Raw genomic sequence first — 17,301 nt, forward strand, 5'->3', positions numbered from 1 at the left:
CAGTTGCAGACTAGTCGCGCGTCAGCTTGCGGTACGCGGAGCGGTGAGGCTTCGCGGCATCCGGTCCGAGACGCTCAATCTTGTTCTCCTCGTAGGACTCGAAGTTGCCCTCGAACCAGTACCAGTTCGCCGGGTCTTCTTCGGTTCCCTCATAGGAGAGGATGTGGGTGGCGATGCGGTCGAGGAACCACCGGTCGTGAGTGATCACCACAGCGCAACCCGGGTACTCGAGAAGGGCGTTCTCGAGAGAACCGAGGGTTTCGACGTCAAGGTCGTTAGTCGGTTCGTCGAGCAGCAGGAGGTTTCCGCCCTGCTTGAGCGTCAGGGCCAGGTTCAGACGGTTGCGCTCACCACCGGAGAGCACACCTGCCTTCTTCTGCTGGTCAGGACCCTTGAACCCGAAGGTCGACACGTAGGCACGCGATGGGATCTCAGTCTTGCCGACCTGGATGTAGTCCTGGCCGTCGGAGACGACCTCCCACAGCGACTTGTTCGGGTCGATGCCGCCACGGCTCTGGTCGACATAGGAGATCTCAACCGTTTCACCGATCTTCAGCTCTCCGGCGTCGAGCGGCTCGAGGCCGACGATCGTCTTGAACAGGGTGGTCTTACCCACACCGTTCGGGCCGATGACGCCGACGATGCCGTTGCGCGGAAGGGTGAAGCTGAGGTTGTCGATGAGCACGCGCCCCTCGAAACCCTTCTGCAGCTTCTTCGCGTCGATGACCTGAGCGCCGAGGCGGGGTCCGACCGGAATCACGATCTCTTCGAAGTCGAGCTTTCTGGTGCGCTCTGCTTCGGTGACCATCTCTTCGTAGCGGGCGAGGCGAGCCTTCGACTTGGCCTGACGGCCCTTGGCGTTGGAGCGCACCCAGGCGAGTTCTTCGGCCAGTCGCTTCGACAGCTTGGCGTCTTTCTTACCCTGAACCTGCAGACGTTCCTGCTTCTTCTCGAGGTAGGTCGAGTAGTTGCCCTCGTACGGGTAGAGGTGACCGCGGTCGACTTCGGCAATCCACTCGGCGACGTGGTCGAGGAAGTACCGGTCGTGGGTGACGGCGAGCACGGCGCCCGGGTACTTGGCGAGGTGCTGCTCAAGCCAGAGCACGCTTTCAGCGTCGAGGTGGTTAGTGGGCTCGTCGAGAAGCAGCAGGTCGGGCTTCTGCAGCAGCAGCTTGGTCAGCGCCACGCGGCGCTTCTCACCACCGGACAGATTGGCGACCGGCGAGTCTCCCGGCGGGGTGCGCAGGGCGTCCATTGCCTGCTCAAGCTGGGAGTCGAGGTCCCACGCGTCAGCGTGATCGATCTCTTCCTGCAAGACACCCATTTCGGCCAACAACGAGTCGAAGTCGGCGTCAGGTTCGGCCATCGCAAGAGAGATCTCGTTGAAGCGGTCGACCTTGGCCTTGATCTCGCCAACGCCTTCTTGCACGTTTTCGAGCACCGTCTTGGTCTCGTCGAGCTCCGGCTCCTGCATCAGAATGCCGACGGTGTAGCCAGGTGACAGCTTGGCTTCACCGTTGCTCGGGGTGTCGAGCCCGGCCATGATCTTGAGAATGGTGGATTTTCCGGCACCGTTCGGCCCGACCACGCCGATCTTGGCGCCGGGGAAGAACGACATCGTGACGTCGTCGAGAATGAGCTTGTCGCCAACCGCTTTACGCGCTCGGACCATCGAGTAAATAAATTCGGCCATAGTGTCTACCAGTCTATTTGGCGGGTGGTGCCCACGAGACACATCCCGGTGGCGAGAATCGGTGCAACCATGCTGTGATAGCCCTGCGTGGCCGGACCATTCTGTCCGATCAGGCATTGGTCGTTGATGCGCACAGAGAATTGAATCGAGTCGGCCGCGAGGTCGACGGCAGTGCGATCGAAAGTGACCTGCATCTGCGTCTTGTCGAAACCATTGGCGCTGAGGGCATTGATGAAGTCAGCTCCACCGGCTTCCGCGTTCGCGGCGAGGACTCCCATCGACACATGGTCGAAGAACGCGAGGTTGGCTTTCGCATCCCCGGCGGGATCCAAAGTCGGCACTGCGGTGGGAGTCGCGGTCGGGGTCGGCGACACCGAATGACTCGCGGTCGGTGCCGTCTTTGTCGACAGTGCGCTGCAGCCAGACACGATGATCACCAGCGACACGGCGAGCACGCCGGCCCCCGCTGCACCGAACTTCCGCCGTTTCGCGCGCGCGATTTCTGACACCCGTGGTCCTCCCCTGACCGCCTGGCGGTCGACTCCCTCCGAGTCTACGAGACGACAGTGATCAGGCTCGACGGTTCATTCGGCAGAAATCCGTCGCCCGAACCGTCACCCGACTCGTCGTCCTGCCCAACTTCCAAGCCGTCATGCACCTCTTCGTCAGACAGAGTCGTGGGCCATTCAACGGCGTCGTTCGGAGGGAACTCGTCTCGGTCGGGAGCCGACTCCGCGTCGCGAGGCGTCACCGGTGCGCTCTTGCCAGGGGCGCTGCGCAGAAACCGAGTCGTGCACCAGGTGAGATCGTGACCGATGCTCTCAGCCTCAATCTCCACAGTCGTGCCCTTGCGTTCGCCGTTCTCCCACTGCCGAATGCGCACGCGGCCGCTCACGATCACGTGCTCACCTTTGTTCACCGAGTTCTGAACGTTATGTGCCAGGTGTCGAAAAGTGGAAACGCTGTACCAATTGGTGTCTGCGTCGACCCAGGCGTTCTGAGCGCGATCGAATCGGCGTTGCCCTGAGGCCAGCCGAAACGAGGTGATGGCGAGTCCGTTGGTCGTGACGAGATGGTTCGGAGTCGTTGCCACGATTCCCGTCAACGTGATGATGTCGCTCATGTTTTCTCCCGGCACGGATGCGTGGGTGCCCAGCGATCGCTCGGCACGCACGACCCGAGGGTGACCACTCGTGCCAGGTTTTGCCACACCCGGGTCGCGCACCTCTGAGTGTGCGACGACGCAAACGTTGAGATCCGGCGGGTTGGCGATCGGTGCACAAGTCGACAACGTCCCGTGTGTGGAGGCCAGCTGCATCGCCAAGAGTTTGCGCGGTCCTAGAGTATTCGCATGACCTTTGTCGCCGATGATGACCGCTATTCCTCAATGAACTATCGCCGCACCGGACGAAGCGGCCTGAAACTGCCCGCTCTGTCGCTTGGACTCTGGCACAACTTCGGGCACGAACGCCCAATCGACACCCAGCGGGCCATCCTGCGCCGCGCCTTCGACCTCGGCGTGACCCACTTCGACCTCGCCAACAACTACGGGCCCCCTCCCGGAGCCGCTGAGACGAACTTCGGCAAGATCTTCGCGGAAGACTTCAGGTCATACCGAGATGAGATGATCATTTCGAGCAAGGCCGGCTACGACATGTGGCCGGGGCCGTACGGAGAATGGGGATCCCGCAAGACCCTGCTCTCCTCACTCGATGCAAGCCTCGGACGGCTCGGACTCGACTACGTCGACATCTTCTACTCCCACCGCCCCGACCCGAACACGCCGATCGAAGAGACGATGGGAGCGCTGGCCACCGCGGTTCAGCAGGGCAAGGCGCTCTACGTCGGCATCTCGAACTACTCCCCAGCACAAACTCGCGCTGCCTACGCGGCGCTGGCCGAATACAAGGTGCCTCTGCTGATTCATCAGCCGCGCTACTCGATGTTCGACCGCCAGAGTGAAGACGGGCTGTTCTCGACAATCGAGGAACTCGGGATGGGCAGCATCGCCTTCTCGCCTTTGGCACAGGGGTTGCTCACCGACCGCTACCTCAACGGCACCGTGCCCTCCGGCTCTCGCATCGCGACGAGTCACTTTCTTACCGAATCGGCGCTGTCGGAGACGTATCTGGCGCGGGCGAATGCGCTGAACGCTATCGCCGCGTCACGCAACCAGACGCTCGCGCAACTTGCGATCACCTGGATCCTGCGCCAGCCGGCCGTGACAAGCGTGCTCATCGGCGCGTCGAGCGTTCACCAGCTGGAACAGAACATCGCTGCCCTCGACGCCCCGGCGCTGGCCGCCGATGAGATCGCCGCAATCGAGCCCCACGCCGTGCACGGCACCTCGCGGGACTAACGGTTGGGCTACGTCTATGCGCTCGTAGCCTCACTGCTGTTCGGCCTCAACGGAAGCACGACCAAGGTCATCGTTGAGGCCGGACTCACCCCGGCACAGCTCACTTTCGCCCGCGTCACGATCATCGCCGCGCTCGCGGGCGCGGCGCTGCTCCTCACCAACCGGGCAGCGTTTCGTATCGAACGCCGGCAGCTCGTGTCGCTCGTCATCCTCGGTGTCGCCGGTGTCGCCCTCGTGCAATGGTTCTACGCCGTCGCCATCAGCCTCCTGCCGGTCGGCATCGCGCTGATGCTCGAGTATTCCGGCGTGCTCCTTGTCGCCCTCGCCGCACGCTTCATCTTTCGGGAGCGAGTCAAGGCCCGCATCTGGGTGGCGATCGCAGCGGTTCTGGTCGGGATGGCCGTTGTCGCGCAGATTTGGGCAAGTCCACTTTCAGGGCTCGGTGTTGTAGCCGGTCTTCTCGCCGCACTCTGCCTGGCCGTCTATTTTATCGTGGGCGAGCGCCAGGTCGCATCCGCTTCGCCGTTGGCCGTCTCCTTCTGGTCGATGCTCTTCGCCAGCGTGTTCTGGCTGTTCTTCAGCGGATGGTGGCTCATCGAACCGACAATCTTGACGGCGCCAACCACCCTCGGGGGTAATCTCGACGCGATCACCGTGCCCCTCTGGGGAGTTGTGATCTGGAACGGGGTCGTCGGCTCGTTCCTGCCCTATCTACTGTCCTATCTGGCGCTCGCTCGCCTGAGCGCGACGGCAGCAGGCATCGTCTCGGCATCCGAGGTGATCTTTGCCTTTGGATTCGCGTTTCTCTGGCTCGGTGAAACGCTCGACGGGGTGCAGTTCGTCGGAGTTCTCCTCGTGCTCACCGGCATCGTCGTGGCCCAAACTGCCCGCGCTGGCAAGACGATTGACCTGGATCTGGCGCGCCGCGATGTGACGGTGACGAAGCTGCGCTGAGCGGGCCGGCCGGGATGCGGCACGGATGTCGGTGGCCGCGCCTAGCGTGACACTCACACGACACTCGGCCGCTGACGTTCGGAGGAATCATGGTTTCATCGCTCACCCTGGCACGCACGAGCACCATCACTCTTGTTCCCGTTCGAACCGGCCTCTGGCGGGTTACCCATCGCTCCGGATCCGTGCTCGGCCACATCGAACGCCGCAGCGACCCGGCAGGCGACAGCTTCGCTGCTCGCCGGCTCACCGCGACAAGCCGCACGATCGACGTGGGAACGTTCTGGCGTCTCGATGACGCCACAGACTGTTTTCGCTGAGAGCAACTCACTGCTGAGAAAAATGGGCGGATGTGGCACGCCGCCGCCGCTCCCCCCGAATGGGATTGAAGACCGGTAAAGTGCGGCACATGTACTGGTGGAATAGTTTCTATGCCTGGTTGACCAATGTCAGCACTGAGCCCGTTTTCTTCAGCACAGTGTTGTTCGTTCTCGCGATCATTCTCGCCGGAGTTCTCTCCGCCTGGATCTCGCGAGCGACGCTCAAAAGCCTGATCGACCAGCGTGATCGCGAACAGAAGGCGGCGGCAATCGGCGCTCTCGTCGACGCGGCGACCGAAGCGTCGGTATGGAACTCGCTCACTCCACAGGAGCAAGTTCTGGCCGATCGAGCCGTCGGCCAGGCCGACATCCAGGTGCGGCTCCTGCCCATCAAGGGAGCGGCAGTCGCCGCGAATTGGGCAGCGCACCAGCTCGCTGAGCTCAAGCGCACCTCCGCCACCTTCGGCTACCAGCTTGAACCAGCGGTTCACGAGTTCCGTGATCGTCTCGTCGAGTGGCAGAACAAGCCGGGCAAGGCGCGCAAAGTGTTTCTCGCCGATCTCGCCCGGTGGGGAACCCAGACCTCAACCCCAGAGGGCGCCTTGGTCGCCGAGCAAGACGCCTGGGTCGCGAAGCAGCACCACAACCAGTTCTCGGCCACCGAGGCGACGCCGACCTCACGACCTCGCGCATCCGCGGAAACGACGTCGACAGAGGCGCTTCAGCTTCTCGACGATGTCAAGGCGCTCGATGTACGGCCAGCCCCGGCAGAGCCGCTTCCGGCCAATCCGGCGTAGGTCTGCTTCATCGCCCAGCGGTCAGCTCATGACCGCCCGATAGCTCGGCCCTGCCGCATTGGCCGGCCCAGCAAGGCCGATACGGTAGGGGGATGCCTCACACTCGCTCCGTCCGCGTCTGGGACATCGTGTTGTCCATTGTTCTCATGCTCGCCATGTTCGCCGTGGCCGCATTCGCCCTGATCTTCGCCCTGTTCTTGCCGATGGTGTCAGACGGATGCGGCATCGACTGCAATGTCGACCAGATCCAAGTTGGCTTCATGCTGGCACTGCTGCTGCCTCCGCTGCTCATCACGGCGGCGACCGTGACCACGATCGTGCTGCTGGTCAAGCGTCGGCTGGCCTACTGGGTGCCCCTGGCCGGCATCGGCGCCGTCGTGGTGAGCGGTGTCGCCGGCTCCGCCATCGCGATGCTCGCGGTGCCGAGCTTCTTCAGCTGACACGCACGCGGACGGGCCCCGGTGAGGCTGCCGGCAGCACACCAGCTTGACTGCGAGAAACTGAAGTCTGTTTCTGGGGCCCGGCTGCCGGCGCACTCGGCTGCTTGGTTGCTTGGTTGCTTGGTTGCTTGGTTGCTTGGTTGCTTGGTTGCTTGGTTGCTTGGTTGCTTGGTTGCTTGGTTCCTAACGCCACCAGCTGTCGAACAGAGACGCGGGGACACGGCGTTTGTGTTCGGTGGCGAGGTATCGGGCCTCCACGGCCTCGGCAACGGACTGATCGACCTCTCGACCTTCCAGGTAGTCGTCGATGTCGGCGTAGCGAAGCCCGAGGTTCGCCTCGTCGGTTTGTCCGGGGTTATCGTCGAGTAAATCGGCAGTGGGCAGTTTGAGGTAGAGCCGTTCGGGTGCACCGAGCTCGATGAGCAGAGCACGCCCCTGACGCTTGGTCAGTCCCGACAGCGGGAGAAGGTCAGTCCCCCCGTCGCCGTACTTGGTGAAGAAGCCGGTCACGGCTTCGGCGGCGTGATCTGTTCCGACAACCAGCAGACCGTTCTGGCCGGCCACGGCATACTGGGCGATCATGCGTGACCGCGCCTTCACATTGCCCTTGTTGAAGTCAGTGATCGGCGTCGCAACGCTCTCGGCATACTCGGCTTCGAAGCCTTCCACCGCACGCTGAATGTTGAAGTTGACAGAGGACTGCGGCTTGATGAACTCCAACGCGAGTGCGGCATCGTCTTCGTCGTGCTGCACCGCATGGGGAAGTCGCATCGCAATGAACCGGGCCGGCCGACCTGAAGCGTCAAGCTCCTCGACGGCGAGCTGGCAGAGCCGCCCGGCGAGGCTTGAGTCTTGGCCACCACTGATTCCGAGCACAAACCCTGACGCGCCGGTGCGCACCAGGTACTCTTTCAAAAACTTGACCCGACGCCGCACCTCGGCGGCCGGATCGATCTGGGGTGATACGTGCAGCTCCGCGATGATTCGCGCCTGAAGATCTCGCATGGCTCATAATCTACCCGAGGTGTGCCGGTCACGATCGGCTCCGGCATCCGTTGCAGCGCTACTCCCCCGTCATCGACATGCCGCAGCATTCTCGCCTTCAGCCGGAGGCGTAGTAGTCTCGTCTGGTCGCCCCCGTAGCTCAGGGGATAGAGCAGGAGCCTTCTAATCTCTTGGTCGCAGGTTCGAATCCTGCCGGGGGCACACACAAAGCAAAGCCATCGCGGTGCTTCTCATCTCTTGGTCGCAGGTTCGAATCCTGCCGGGGGCACACACAAAGCAAAGCCATCGCGGTGCTTCTCATCTCTTGGTCGCAGGTTCGAATCCTGCCGGGGGCACACACAACATCGCAGCGCACGAGGGCACAGCCCTCGCGGTGCTTCTCATCTCTTGGTCGCAGGTTCGAATCCTGCCGGGGGCACACACAAAGCAAAGCCATCGCGGTGCTTCTCATCTCTTGGTCGCAGGTTCGAATCCTGCCGATCCCCAGGCGAGATCCAGTTTCAGAGAACTGCTCGCCAAGTTTCGAGACGCGGCCTCCTTCGTCGGCTGCTCCTCAACCAACGAACGGTCGCAGGTTCGAATCCTGCCAGGAACGTTCTCGGATCGTTGTGCGAAGAAGTTCAGGCCGCTGCGATGATTCCACGCCCGAACGTGAACGCGCGGATGATCTGCACAATACCCAGGACGATCAGCGCGATACCCGTCAGAAGAAACAGCAGTTGCGCGCCCCATACCGGCGCAAACAGCAGTGCGATTCCGGCGACGATGCTGATGATGGCAAAGAAGACAGCCCAGCCCTTTGATGGCGTGTCACCGAGCTGCGCCAGAGTTGCCACGCCTTCGACGATCCAGAGGATGCCGATCATGATTCCAAGGAAGACGGCAAGGAACGCCACGGTGCCCGACAGATTAGCGAACGCCAGGCCGGCGCCAATCAAGAAGAGCACACCGACGAAGATGTCGAGCGTCCGAGCCCCACCCGAGATTCCCCGGGAGAAAATGCCGATGCCGAGATACATCAACCCCGCGAAGATGAAGTAGACGCCCAACAAAATGGCGATCGTCGCGGCCGCCGCCTGCGGCTGGAACGTGATCAAGAGTCCAATGATGAGCGCGACAGCGCCACCGACGCCCAGCGCAACGCGGATGCTGGTGACAGCGGACTTCGTGAGCTCAGCTGCGTCGAGCGAGAATCCGCCGAGTGACGAACCGGATGATGTGGTCATGTGAAACCTCCTGCTGCAACGGGTGATCAGTTGTGCTCAGGCTATTCCCAGATTCGCTCCCGCGCCACAATGCTGTGAAGGTAGCTCGTAGATCGCTGGATCTCGCCTCAGGCACTTCGAAAGGGGCAGCAGTCTGTGCGGAACGCGGCTACGGCAGTGCTCAGCACGTTCTCAGCACGTGCTCAGCACGTGCTCTTCACGGCATCCTGCAACGCCGTCAGCGAGGCACCCAACGTCTTGACAGCTGTACTGACGTCAGTGATCCCTTGCACCGAAGGCGAGGTAATGGCCGCGTTGACGCTGGAACTGACCGAGGCAGAAGCCTGCTCGACGGCATCGATCTCGGGGGCGAACTCATCCTTGGCATCTTCCTTGACCGTGGCCAAGTCGGACTTCACCTGGGTGAGGTCGTCTTGCACCTCCGTCAGTGCGCCCTGGTCAAGATCCACGTGCGTCACGGCCGAGACCGACGTCCTCAGCGAGTCGACCGCCGAACAAACCGCGGGCGGTCCGTTCGTACTGCATCCCGCGGTAATCGTTGCCACCAGGAGAACTCCAGCGGCCAGAAACGAAGCAGTGGCCCGATTCATCATGGCGGTCATGGTACTCCCGCGGAGCGGCAGAGGCGAGCCGACTCTGGGCCCAATATCGCTCGGCTTTCTCCGGGGATTCACCATCGTCAAACGGCGCGAAAACCGCCCTGCAGTACGACTTCGAATGTCTCGTCGACGACGCCGAGATCGGCGTTCGGCTCGCCATCGAGTCCCCATTCCTTGAGGCACACGGCGTTTCAGGACGATGGTCGCCTCGACGAGCCTTCCATCAGCGGTTCGACGGGCAGCGAGCCGATCTCGGACAAGGACTCGACCCGGATGAGCCCGTTCAATGACGCCTGTCGATCAATACCGACAGTCCGAACGCTCCAGAAACTTCGCAACAGCCATCGCGAAGCAGCCAGACCGAGGAGGTCCTCCGGCCTCAGAAGGCGTTCGACAAGCTCGCACTTGAAGCGACTATCCAGCAACCGGTGCTGTGGATGCTCGAGAAATTCTGCGACCTCGTGAACCACATCCGACCGACCGCCACTCTCGAAATCCACGAGGTGGGCGACCTCCTGGTCCCAGAGAATATTGTCGAGTGCGGGATCCCCACGACCGACACACGAACGCCGGTTCTCGGCGCCCAGTAGCGCTGGCACGCGAAGCCGATCTGAGCTCGACTCCCAGTCGGCTCGCGCTTGCTCCCCCAGGGCTTCGCCGATCATCGAACTCGTTCTCGCCAACATGCGCAACGGCGGCCAGGCTACGTCCGGCAGGTGCATTGAACCGGGATCGACTGCATAAAGTTGCGTCAGCGTCGCGAGAATGCCGACGGCCAACTTCCGCGAGATGTTGCCGTCAGTCACGGGGATTCCTGGAATCTTGGACATGAGCACACTCGTGCTGTCTTCGTCGGCAGCAAGAACAACGGGAACTTTCGAGGTCATCGTCGCGGCGAGCACACGCAACAGTGTCACTTCGCGATGAAAACCATCTCGGCGGTCATCCCGAAAGAACTTGATGCAGAGTTGCTGTTCGCTACCGCAGACTTCATAGACCTCATTGTTCCGGCCGCCCACGAGCTGCGGCCCCAGCCACAATTCGGAGCCCTGCATGCCGGCGATCGCGGCACAGTTTCGGAGCCCCTCAGAGACACGTATCGCGGAGAGCTGAGTCATGGCTCAATACCCTTCAGGCCGCCCGGCTCGCCCATCAGCGAGGCCACACGCTGGTCCACACGCCGCGCCACGGGTTACAGCGCCTTGGCCGCCGCCACCAATACCTGATCGAGCGTCGGGGCGCCGACAGCCCTGAAGACTTCAACACCTTCGGCTGTGCGAACCAGCACGGTCGGCGTTGAACGGATGCCGTTGGCCTCCGCCTCGCCGTTGTCGCGCGCCACGTCGAACTCAATAACCGTCGCCTGGGGCACCATCCGTTCGACCTCGGCGAGTACCGCGCGCGTCTGAGCGCACGGCTCGCAGAATGACGACGAGAAGAGAATCAGGTCCATCGCAGCTCCTTAGCCGGTGATGAGGGCGACAACCCCCACGATCAATGAAACAACAGCCAGCACCAGAGAAATTCCTATCAGCACCGCATGCACAATCAGAAACTTCGTCGGCTTGCCCGCGGCATCCCTGGCCCGTGAATCACGGCTGACCCGCTTGTAAAACTGAGGCCAGACCACAAAATTCCAGGCAGCGTTGACGATGAGCAGGATGGCGAGTGTCGTAAGCATTGCCTCAAGTCTACGAACAGCGCCGGCTCACGCACACCGCGTCAGCCGGCGCTGTCTGCACCCCCCGTTAGACTCGGGGCATGACAAACAGCAGTGACCGGTTGGTATGGATCGATTGCGAAATGACCGGCCTCAATCTTGAAACAGATGAGCTCGTCGAGATCGCCGTCGTGATCACCGACTACGACCTCAATCTGGTTGACCCTGGCATCAACATCGTGATCAAGCCTGACGCTTCGGCGTTGGAGCAAATGGGCGACTTTGTGCGCAACATGCACACCACCTCGGGTCTGATCGAAGAAATTCCCAACGGCGTGACCGCTGCCGAGGCCGAGTTCGAGGTGATTGAGTACCTCCTCAAGTTCATCCCTGCCGAGCAGAAGGCACCATTGGCCGGCAATTCCATCGGTACAGACCGGGGGTTTCTGACCCGCTACATGCCCCGCCTCGACAACCACCTGCACTATCGCAACGTCGATGTCTCGTCGATCAAGGAACTTGCGCGCCGCTGGTACCCGCGCGTGTACTTCCAGGCGCCTACGAAAGACGGCGGACACCGGGCTCTTGCCGACATTCTTGAATCAATTCGAGAATTGGCATATTACAGAAAAGCCCTGTTCGTGGGCGATCCTGGACCGTCAACTGACGAGGCGAAGGCCATTGCAACCGAGGTGGTGAACAACTTCACTCCAAAGATGTAATAGTATTCTTGAGTTGCCTTCGCCGAGAGGTGGAGAACAACGCATGGTGGGTATAGCTCAGTTGGCAGAGCGCCTGGTTGTGGTCCAGGAGGTCGCGGGTTCAATCCCCGTTACTCACCCCATGTAGCGCCTGGTTGTGGTGCAGCACCCAACAACAGGTCGCGGGTTCAATCCCCGTTACTCACCCCATGTAGCGCCTGGTTGTGGTGCAGCACCCAACAACAGGTCGCGGGTTCAAACCCCGTTACTCACCCCATGTAGCGCCTGGTTGTGGTGCAGCACCCAACAACAGGTCGCGGGTTCAAACCCCGTTACTCACCCCAATGAAATTCAAGCCTTCGGGCTTTTCTCCGACAGCATCCGAGTTCGCCGTCCTGATTGGCACGCGAGTCACACAGGTCGTGAGAAGCTAAACGGATGCTGCAGCTCGATTCTGACGAATTCGAACGTCTCGTCATCGATGAACTCGATCTTCTTCCCGACGACATGGTTGACGGTCTCGACAACCTGATCTTCGTGGTTGAGGATCGTCCGGAAGACGGAACGCTCGATGTGCTCGGCCTCTACGATGGCGTCGCCCTGACCGAACGCGGTCAGTACGGCTTCGGCGAGATGCCCGATCGGATCATTCTCTACCGCGAGCCACTTCTGGCCATCTGCGAGTCGTTCGACGAGCTGCGCGACCAGATTCACATCACCCTCGTGCACGAAATTGCTCACTTCTACGGGATCGACGACGACAGGCTGCACGACCTCGGCTGGGCGTGATCCCGGCTCCGATAGCCTGAGTTATGGGCACATTTCGGGTAGGACGTTTCGTCGGAGTATTGGGCGGAGCCGTCGTAATCCTGGGCGCAGGAGTCTATGGCCCTGCCACCCTTCTCGGTCCGCTCCCCGCGGCGTCGGTGACTCTCCTCACCCCTCATGCCGCTCCCACCACCGACACTCCCCCGGTGCTCCCCGCCGCCGGCGCAAGCGCCATCGCAGCACTGCCACTGGCCGATTCAGCGGCGGATGCTGGGGCTACCGATGCCGCGGCGACGGCTGATACGGCAATGCCCGTTCCGATTGCCTCCGCCGGCAGGGCGACGGCTCTCCCCATGGCCTCAGCCGCAAAGCTGATCACCGCGCTCGTCACGCTCGATGCGCATCCGCTCGCACCCGGCGAAACCGGAGAATCATTCGCTGCAACTCAGGACGATTTTCAGGGCTATCTCGACTATGCCGCGGCCGGCGCACGCACCGTCTCTCTGTACCCCGGGGAGGTCTGGACCGAGCGAGAGCTCCTGCAGGCTGTGATCCTCGCCTCCAGCAACAATCACGCCGACACGCTCGCCCGCTGGGCCTTCGGCTCACTCGAGAAATATCGTGCCGAGGCTTCCGAGTGGCTCACAGCCCACGGGCTTGACGACACCACCGTCGTCGACGCCACCGGGCTCGACGAAGCGAGCGCCGGCACCGCCGCCGACCTCGCCCGGCTGGCCGGTCTCGCTGCCGGCAACCCGACAATCGCCGAGGTCCTCACAAACCCTGAGTCGAAACTTGCCGACCGAAGCGGAGTCGACAACACCACAGCGACCCTTGAGATCGACGGCGTGAGCACGCTGGCACGCAGCTACACGGATGCCGCGGGCGTCTGCTTTCTGTTCACGGCAACGGTGGGCAGCGATGCATCGTCATTCACCATGTCAGGAGCCTTCCTCGGCGAGCCAGACTACGACACGCTCACTGCCGATCTCACGGCCCTGATGGCGAGTGCGCGGGCGGGAGTCGCCCTGCAGCCGGTTCTGAGCGCCGGCGACGCCTACGCTCGTTTTGAAACACCGTGGGGTGACACCGCTGACGGAGTCGTGCGCGCGACGAAGACCCGACTGGGCTGGCCGTCGAGCGCCGCAGACACCGCGTCGGCGACGGTCGAAAGTGTGACGACGGGTCGCACGGGCCAACGCGTCGGCACCGTAGAGTTGGCCGCCGGCCCGGCGGGGACTGGCATCTCCGCCCCTCTCGTGCTCGACAGCGGTCTCAGCGATCCCGGTCCCGGCTGGCGCCTGCTCAATCCGATTCCGATGATCTCCGCGTTGATTCACTCACAACAGAGCGATACAACGGGCGACGATGCGGCGGAGCCGACGCCGTAGCCCCGTCCGCTCCGCGTCTTGCTTGAGATGCAGCCTTGCTCGGGACGCAGCCTTGCTCGGGACGCAGCCTTGCTCGGGACGCAGCCTTGCTCGGGACGCAGCCTTGCTCGCGATTCAGTCTTGCTCGTGATTCGATTCGACCGGGTCGCTCTCACCGCTGTCGAAGGTATAGCGCACGTGCAGCCGACCCTGCACATCCCGCTGCTCGGCTTTGTCGTACCAGAAGAGCGACTCCAAGCCGTCGACCGCCGCCACCATGCTGATGCGCGGTTCCGCAGCTCCGCGCACAAGAACCCGCGTATCGGTCTGCCCTTCCAGGGGGCCGTCGAGAAACTCGGCGATGTAGTCCACGCTGTCTGAATCTGGTGCTGTCATGGCACCAACTTAGTCCTCGGCGGGGCTCGGCGGGCCTGTCCCGCCCAATTCTCTTGACTCAGCTCGGAGCGAAAAGCCTCAGAGTCGCCTCCTCCGCGGGGTTTTCGCGCAGCAGATAGCTCTCCCATTCCTGCTGCCACTCATCCCAATGCGCAAGAAAACGGTCACCATCACGCGCAATGGCGCGGCGCTTGCGACTCTGATCCTCGGCGTCGAGCCAGACCCTGATGTCAGACAAAGCGGTGTTAGCCCTGGCCAGCGCTCCGCACCCTTCCACGATGAGCGGCAGACCTGGGTCGACGCTGTGCCATTCCAATGGTGCTTCGACGGTCCAATCGAATCGTTGCCATGCTGCGGGGCGACCCGCGCGGCGCGGGGCGAGAACGTGCCTTTCTAGATGCACGATGCCGGCATCGAGCCCTCCCCAACCGGGATAGATGTCGTCGAGACGTATCAGCGTCGGCCGACGATTCCCCGGCCAAGCGGCAAGCACCTGGTCCGCGAGCGTGGATTTTCCGGCTCCGCTCGGTCCGTCGATGAGAACCACGGCCGTGGCCGGGGCAGCCGCCACGGATGCGAGCACGTCGGCAGCGAAGTTGGTCTCGGCCAACCGCGCATCGCTATCTCGCGCATCCACATCTCCCGCATCGATATCTCCCCCATCCGACGCCGCGAAGGCGCCGATAGTGAGCGGACGCGAAATCAGATCAGGCGAGGACAAAGTTCCAACTTCCCGTTGCAATCGACACTCCTGCGGCCAGCAGGGCGATGCCGAGGCCCAGTGCGATCAGGGCCCATTCACGCAAACCGAACGGCGAGGGCCGGGCCCAGGTGCGCGGTGTCGGGGCGCCGAAACCCCGCGCCTCCATGGCGGTTGCAAGTTTGCTTCCGCGGCGAATCGACAGCACGAGCAAGGCGAACGCCTGACCGGCCAGACGACGCAGAACGTGCCCGTCGGCGATCCCTCTGGCCCGCCGCGCGAGTTCCAGAGCGCGCCAGTCTTCGATGAACAACCCGACAAGGCGCAACCCGGCGAGCCCACCGAGCACGAAGCGGGCCGGAAGTCTGACGACCTGTGCGAGCCCATCGGCCAGATCTGTCGGGTCGACGGTGATGAACAAGACAACCGCCGGAAGACCAATGGCCAGCACCCGCAACGTCGTGGCGATGGCGAGGCCGATAGAGCCGTCGGTGATTTGAATCAGACCGAACGACCAGTACTCGGCGCCTGCGGCTTTTCCGTAGAGCAGGGTGGTCAACCCCGTGGCGGGTGCCGCGATCCAGACGAGTGCGGTGCGGGAGAAGAAGATACGCGGGGAGAGCCCGACAAAGAGAAAGAGCACGAGCTCGCAGCCGAGCGCGACCGCCGCCGACACCCAGTCGATCGTCAACACGAGAACCGCGGCGAGTACGAGCGCGGCGGCCAGCTTGGCCACCGGATTGACCCGGTCGATTGCCCGAAGCGTCGGAGTCGTGATGGTGGACGCGATGGCGGTCATCGGTCGACCTTCCCTGTGCGAGCAGCGCCGAGGCTCGCCGCACCGAGCCGGTAGTGTTCGTCGGCGATCGCTGCCACGAACTCGGGGTCGTGTGACACCGCAACCAGCGCGGTGCCCTCATCCAGCAGCTCGGTGAGCAACACGATGATCTCCTGCCAGGTGCGAAAATCTTGACCGAACGTCGGTTCGTCGAGAATCAGCACGCGGGGTGCACTGGCCAGAACTGTCGCTACCGACAGGCGCCGTTTCTCGCCTCCGGACAGCGTGAACGGATTCGCCTCGGCCAGATGATCGAGTCTCAGCCGAGCGAGGAGTCCGTCGACTCGCGTCGCGATCTCGGTGTCGGCCAGGCCAAGAGCCTTCGGACCGACCGCGAGTTCGGCACGCACCGTCCCTGCAACGAATTGGTGTTCCGGATCTTGAAACACCGTGCCGATGCGGGTCAGCAGCTGCGACGACTTCCAGTCGATCGGTGACGCGGATGCCCCCTGGGCGAGATCGGAGCCGGCGACGACGTGTCCGCCGCTCGGCTTCAGCAGCCCAGCCAAGGTCAGCGCCAGTGTCGACTTGCCGACGCCGTTCGGGCCCGTCAGGGCCAGCGCGGCGCCGGGACGCACCTGCAGGTCGATGGCTCGAGCCACGTCGGCGCCCTTGACCCGCGAGACTGCCAGGTTCTGTGCCGTCAGCAACGGATCGAGCGCGCTGCTGGGCGTCCGTCGGCGAACCGGAAGCGCATGCTTGACTCCGGGTACCCACACGCCGGCCTGGGCCAGCCGTTCGCCCTGCGACGCAAGCACCTCATCGGGGTGACCGTCGGCAGCGACTCCGCCTCCGGCATCCAGCACGACAACACGGTTGACCAGATGGCGCCACACGTCAACCCGGTGTTCGATCACGACGAAGGTGGCCTCCGACGACTCAAGCACACGGGCCACGGAATCGCGCACCTCACGCACGCCGTCAGGGTCGAGGTTCGCCGTCGGCTCGTCGAGCAGAATGAGGCTGGGCCGCATGGCCAACACCCCGGCCAAGGCCAGCCGTTGCTTCTGCCCTCCGGAGAGGCGTGACGTCGGGTGATTCAACGGCAGGTCCAGGCCCACCATCTGGAGCGCGTCGGCCACACGCCGCCAAATCTCGTCACGCGGCACGCCGAGGTTCTCACAGCCGAACGCGACGTCGTCGCCGACCCTGGCCAAGATCACCTGTGAGTCGGGGTCTTGCAAGACCAGGCCAACCTGGCCACGCGCTGCATCGGGTTGGCTGCCGCTGATGAGCAGCTCCCCCGTCTGCTCCCCTTCTTCGTCGCCACCGAGCACACCGGCGAGGGCGTGAAGCAGCGTTGATTTACCGGCTCCCGACGCACCGAGCAGCAGGATGCGTTCGCCCGGCTCAATCCGCAGATCAAGCCCGGAGACGGCAAAGGCGCGTCGTCCGGCGTGACGCCAGCCCCAGCCGCGGGCGTCGACTGACGCGCCCGCGGCCGACGCCGACTGTGAGTACGGAGCAACCATTGACAG

Annotated in this window: 21 protein-coding genes and 2 tRNA genes; 10 read left to right on the forward strand and 13 right to left on the reverse strand. The window is 63.0% G+C overall.

Translation table 11 applies throughout. From position 1 onward, the window contains the following. Positions 1–10: 10 nt before the first annotated feature. Genes ettA through ssb form a run of 3 tightly spaced genes read right to left on the reverse strand, consistent with a single transcriptional unit; the run spans position 11 to position 2,816 of the window. On the reverse strand, positions 11–1,693 hold the full coding sequence (gene ettA / locus ABD791_RS05135; protein ID WP_345062941.1) for an energy-dependent translational throttle protein EttA: 1,683 nt from the start codon (positions 1,691–1,693) through the stop codon (positions 11–13). A 5-nt stretch (positions 1,694–1,698) separates the two neighbouring features. Next, entirely contained in the window at positions 1,699–2,202 is a 504-nt protein-coding gene (locus ABD791_RS05140) for a DUF6993 domain-containing protein (protein WP_345062943.1), read from the reverse strand. 44 nt (positions 2,203–2,246) lie between these two features. Continuing rightward, positions 2,247–2,816: a single-stranded DNA-binding protein gene (gene ssb, locus ABD791_RS05145; RefSeq protein WP_345062946.1), complete on the reverse strand. Its 570-nt coding sequence runs from the start codon at positions 2,814–2,816 to the stop codon at positions 2,247–2,249. A gap of 228 nt (positions 2,817–3,044) precedes the next feature. On the opposite strand from ssb, the gene mgrA reads away from it, so the two are divergent. The 5 genes from mgrA to ABD791_RS05170 all read left to right on the forward strand — a co-directional run bounded on the left by mgrA (position 3,045) and on the right by ABD791_RS05170 (position 6,560). Beyond that, complete coding sequence (gene mgrA / locus ABD791_RS05150; protein ID WP_345062949.1) at positions 3,045–4,052, forward strand: L-glyceraldehyde 3-phosphate reductase; 1,008 nt, start codon at positions 3,045–3,047, stop codon at positions 4,050–4,052. Between the two features lie 3 nt (positions 4,053–4,055). Beyond that, positions 4,056–5,006 (forward strand): DMT family transporter, encoded by a 951-nt coding sequence (locus ABD791_RS05155; RefSeq protein ID WP_345062952.1) that lies wholly within the window; start codon positions 4,056–4,058, stop codon positions 5,004–5,006. An 89-nt stretch (positions 5,007–5,095) separates the two neighbouring features. Further along, the gene (locus ABD791_RS05160; RefSeq protein WP_345062955.1) at positions 5,096–5,323 is read left to right on the forward strand and encodes a hypothetical protein; all 228 of its coding nucleotides are present in this window, start codon (positions 5,096–5,098) and stop codon (positions 5,321–5,323) included. 89 nt (positions 5,324–5,412) lie between these two features. Next, positions 5,413–6,120 carry a hypothetical protein gene (locus ABD791_RS05165; protein ID WP_345062958.1) on the forward strand — a complete coding sequence of 236 codons (708 nt, stop codon included), beginning with the start codon at positions 5,413–5,415 and terminating at the stop codon, positions 6,118–6,120. 92 nt (positions 6,121–6,212) lie between these two features. Continuing rightward, on the forward strand, positions 6,213–6,560 hold the full coding sequence (locus ABD791_RS05170) for a hypothetical protein (RefSeq protein WP_345062961.1): 348 nt from the start codon (positions 6,213–6,215) through the stop codon (positions 6,558–6,560). Positions 6,561–6,743: 183 nt separating this feature from the next. On the opposite strand, the gene nadE is transcribed toward ABD791_RS05170, so the two are convergent. After that, positions 6,744–7,565 carry an ammonia-dependent NAD(+) synthetase gene (gene nadE, locus ABD791_RS05175; RefSeq protein ID WP_345062964.1) on the reverse strand — a complete coding sequence of 274 codons (822 nt, stop codon included), beginning with the start codon at positions 7,563–7,565 and terminating at the stop codon, positions 6,744–6,746. 128 nt (positions 7,566–7,693) lie between these two features. Between nadE and ABD791_RS05180 the strand changes: the two genes are divergently transcribed. Continuing rightward, positions 7,694–7,766, forward strand: a tRNA-Arg gene (locus ABD791_RS05180). 419 nt (positions 7,767–8,185) lie between these two features. Here the strand turns inward: ABD791_RS05180 and ABD791_RS05185 are convergent. The 5 genes from ABD791_RS05185 to ABD791_RS05205 all read right to left on the reverse strand — a co-directional run bounded on the left by ABD791_RS05185 (position 8,186) and on the right by ABD791_RS05205 (position 11,071). Continuing rightward, entirely contained in the window at positions 8,186–8,791 is a 606-nt protein-coding gene (locus ABD791_RS05185) for an HdeD family acid-resistance protein (RefSeq protein WP_345062967.1), read from the reverse strand. Between the two features lie 182 nt (positions 8,792–8,973). Then, entirely contained in the window at positions 8,974–9,249 is a 276-nt protein-coding gene (locus ABD791_RS05190) for a hypothetical protein (protein WP_345062970.1), read from the reverse strand. A gap of 332 nt (positions 9,250–9,581) precedes the next feature. Continuing rightward, positions 9,582–10,445, reverse strand: coding sequence for an aminoglycoside phosphotransferase family protein (locus ABD791_RS05195; RefSeq protein ID WP_345062974.1), 864 nt, complete (start codon positions 10,443–10,445; stop codon positions 9,582–9,584). Positions 10,446–10,582: 137 nt separating this feature from the next. Beyond that, the gene (locus ABD791_RS05200) at positions 10,583–10,843 is read right to left on the reverse strand and encodes a thioredoxin family protein (protein WP_345062977.1); all 261 of its coding nucleotides are present in this window, start codon (positions 10,841–10,843) and stop codon (positions 10,583–10,585) included. A 9-nt stretch (positions 10,844–10,852) separates the two neighbouring features. After that, positions 10,853–11,071 (reverse strand): SCO4848 family membrane protein, encoded by a 219-nt coding sequence (locus ABD791_RS05205; protein WP_345062980.1) that lies wholly within the window; start codon positions 11,069–11,071, stop codon positions 10,853–10,855. An 80-nt stretch (positions 11,072–11,151) separates the two neighbouring features. On the opposite strand from ABD791_RS05205, the gene orn reads away from it, so the two are divergent. From orn to ABD791_RS05225, 4 genes are all read left to right on the forward strand, one after another. Then, on the forward strand, positions 11,152–11,772 hold the full coding sequence (orn, locus tag ABD791_RS05210) for an oligoribonuclease (protein WP_345062983.1): 621 nt from the start codon (positions 11,152–11,154) through the stop codon (positions 11,770–11,772). A 46-nt stretch (positions 11,773–11,818) separates the two neighbouring features. Next, positions 11,819–11,894: transfer RNA gene (locus ABD791_RS05215), tRNA-His, on the forward strand. 295 nt (positions 11,895–12,189) lie between these two features. After that, positions 12,190–12,540: a metallopeptidase family protein gene (locus tag ABD791_RS05220; protein ID WP_345062985.1), complete on the forward strand. Its 351-nt coding sequence runs from the start codon at positions 12,190–12,192 to the stop codon at positions 12,538–12,540. A 23-nt stretch (positions 12,541–12,563) separates the two neighbouring features. Beyond that, positions 12,564–13,910, forward strand: a complete 1,347-nt coding sequence (locus ABD791_RS05225; protein ID WP_345062988.1) for a D-alanyl-D-alanine carboxypeptidase family protein — start codon at positions 12,564–12,566, stop codon at positions 13,908–13,910. A 114-nt stretch (positions 13,911–14,024) separates the two neighbouring features. Here ABD791_RS05225 and ABD791_RS05230 read toward each other — a convergent pair whose 3' ends face one another. The 4 genes from ABD791_RS05230 to ABD791_RS05245 are packed head-to-tail and all read right to left on the reverse strand — an operon-like array spanning position 14,025 to position 17,295. Continuing rightward, on the reverse strand, positions 14,025–14,285 hold the full coding sequence (locus tag ABD791_RS05230) for a hypothetical protein (RefSeq protein ID WP_345062991.1): 261 nt from the start codon (positions 14,283–14,285) through the stop codon (positions 14,025–14,027). 58 nt (positions 14,286–14,343) lie between these two features. Further along, on the reverse strand, positions 14,344–15,006 hold the full coding sequence (locus ABD791_RS05235; protein WP_345062994.1) for a nucleoside/nucleotide kinase family protein: 663 nt from the start codon (positions 15,004–15,006) through the stop codon (positions 14,344–14,346). Next, positions 14,993–15,784 (reverse strand): energy-coupling factor transporter transmembrane component T family protein, encoded by a 792-nt coding sequence (locus ABD791_RS05240; RefSeq protein ID WP_345062996.1) that lies wholly within the window; start codon positions 15,782–15,784, stop codon positions 14,993–14,995. Before ABD791_RS05240 ends, ABD791_RS05235 begins: the two co-directional genes overlap by 14 nt. After that, positions 15,781–17,295: an ABC transporter ATP-binding protein gene (locus ABD791_RS05245; protein ID WP_345062999.1), complete on the reverse strand. Its 1,515-nt coding sequence runs from the start codon at positions 17,293–17,295 to the stop codon at positions 15,781–15,783. The genes ABD791_RS05240 and ABD791_RS05245 overlap by 4 nt, the downstream gene beginning before the upstream one ends. Between the last annotated feature and the right edge of the window lie 6 nt (positions 17,296–17,301).

This window comes from Glaciibacter kafniensis (assembly GCF_039538945.1).
In the GTDB taxonomy this organism is placed as follows: Bacteria; Actinomycetota; Actinomycetes; order Actinomycetales; family Microbacteriaceae; genus Cryobacterium; species Cryobacterium kafniensis.

Excerpts from the sequence above, each read along its gene's own strand:
- ABD791_RS05200 (WP_345062977.1), bottom strand. The coding sequence starts at position 10,843 with ATGGACCTGATTCTCTTCTCGTCGTCATTCTGCGAGCCGTGCGCTCAG.
- ABD791_RS05185 (WP_345062967.1), bottom strand. The coding sequence starts at position 8,791 with ATGACCACATCATCCGGTTCGTCACTCGGCGGATTCTCGCTCGACGCA.
- ABD791_RS05220 (WP_345062985.1), top strand. The coding sequence starts at position 12,190 with ATGCTGCAGCTCGATTCTGACGAATTCGAACGTCTCGTCATCGATGAA.
- ABD791_RS05165 (WP_345062958.1), top strand. The coding sequence starts at position 5,413 with ATGTACTGGTGGAATAGTTTCTATGCCTGGTTGACCAATGTCAGCACT.
- ettA (WP_345062941.1), bottom strand. The coding sequence starts at position 1,693 with ATGGCCGAATTTATTTACTCGATGGTCCGAGCGCGTAAAGCGGTTGGC.
- ABD791_RS05170 (WP_345062961.1), top strand. The coding sequence starts at position 6,213 with ATGCCTCACACTCGCTCCGTCCGCGTCTGGGACATCGTGTTGTCCATT.
- ABD791_RS05245 (WP_345062999.1), bottom strand. The coding sequence starts at position 17,295 with ATGGTTGCTCCGTACTCACAGTCGGCGTCGGCCGCGGGCGCGTCAGTC.
- nadE (WP_345062964.1), bottom strand. The coding sequence starts at position 7,565 with ATGCGAGATCTTCAGGCGCGAATCATCGCGGAGCTGCACGTATCACCC.
- ABD791_RS05205 (WP_345062980.1), bottom strand. The coding sequence starts at position 11,071 with ATGCTTACGACACTCGCCATCCTGCTCATCGTCAACGCTGCCTGGAAT.
- ABD791_RS05195 (WP_345062974.1), bottom strand. The coding sequence starts at position 10,445 with ATGCAGGGCTCCGAATTGTGGCTGGGGCCGCAGCTCGTGGGCGGCCGG.
- orn (WP_345062983.1), top strand. The coding sequence starts at position 11,152 with ATGACAAACAGCAGTGACCGGTTGGTATGGATCGATTGCGAAATGACC.
- ABD791_RS05240 (WP_345062996.1), bottom strand. The coding sequence starts at position 15,784 with ATGACCGCCATCGCGTCCACCATCACGACTCCGACGCTTCGGGCAATC.
- ABD791_RS05160 (WP_345062955.1), top strand. The coding sequence starts at position 5,096 with ATGGTTTCATCGCTCACCCTGGCACGCACGAGCACCATCACTCTTGTT.
- ssb (WP_345062946.1), bottom strand. The coding sequence starts at position 2,816 with ATGAGCGACATCATCACGTTGACGGGAATCGTGGCAACGACTCCGAAC.
- mgrA (WP_345062949.1), top strand. The coding sequence starts at position 3,045 with ATGACCTTTGTCGCCGATGATGACCGCTATTCCTCAATGAACTATCGC.
- ABD791_RS05230 (WP_345062991.1), bottom strand. The coding sequence starts at position 14,285 with ATGACAGCACCAGATTCAGACAGCGTGGACTACATCGCCGAGTTTCTC.
- ABD791_RS05225 (WP_345062988.1), top strand. The coding sequence starts at position 12,564 with ATGGGCACATTTCGGGTAGGACGTTTCGTCGGAGTATTGGGCGGAGCC.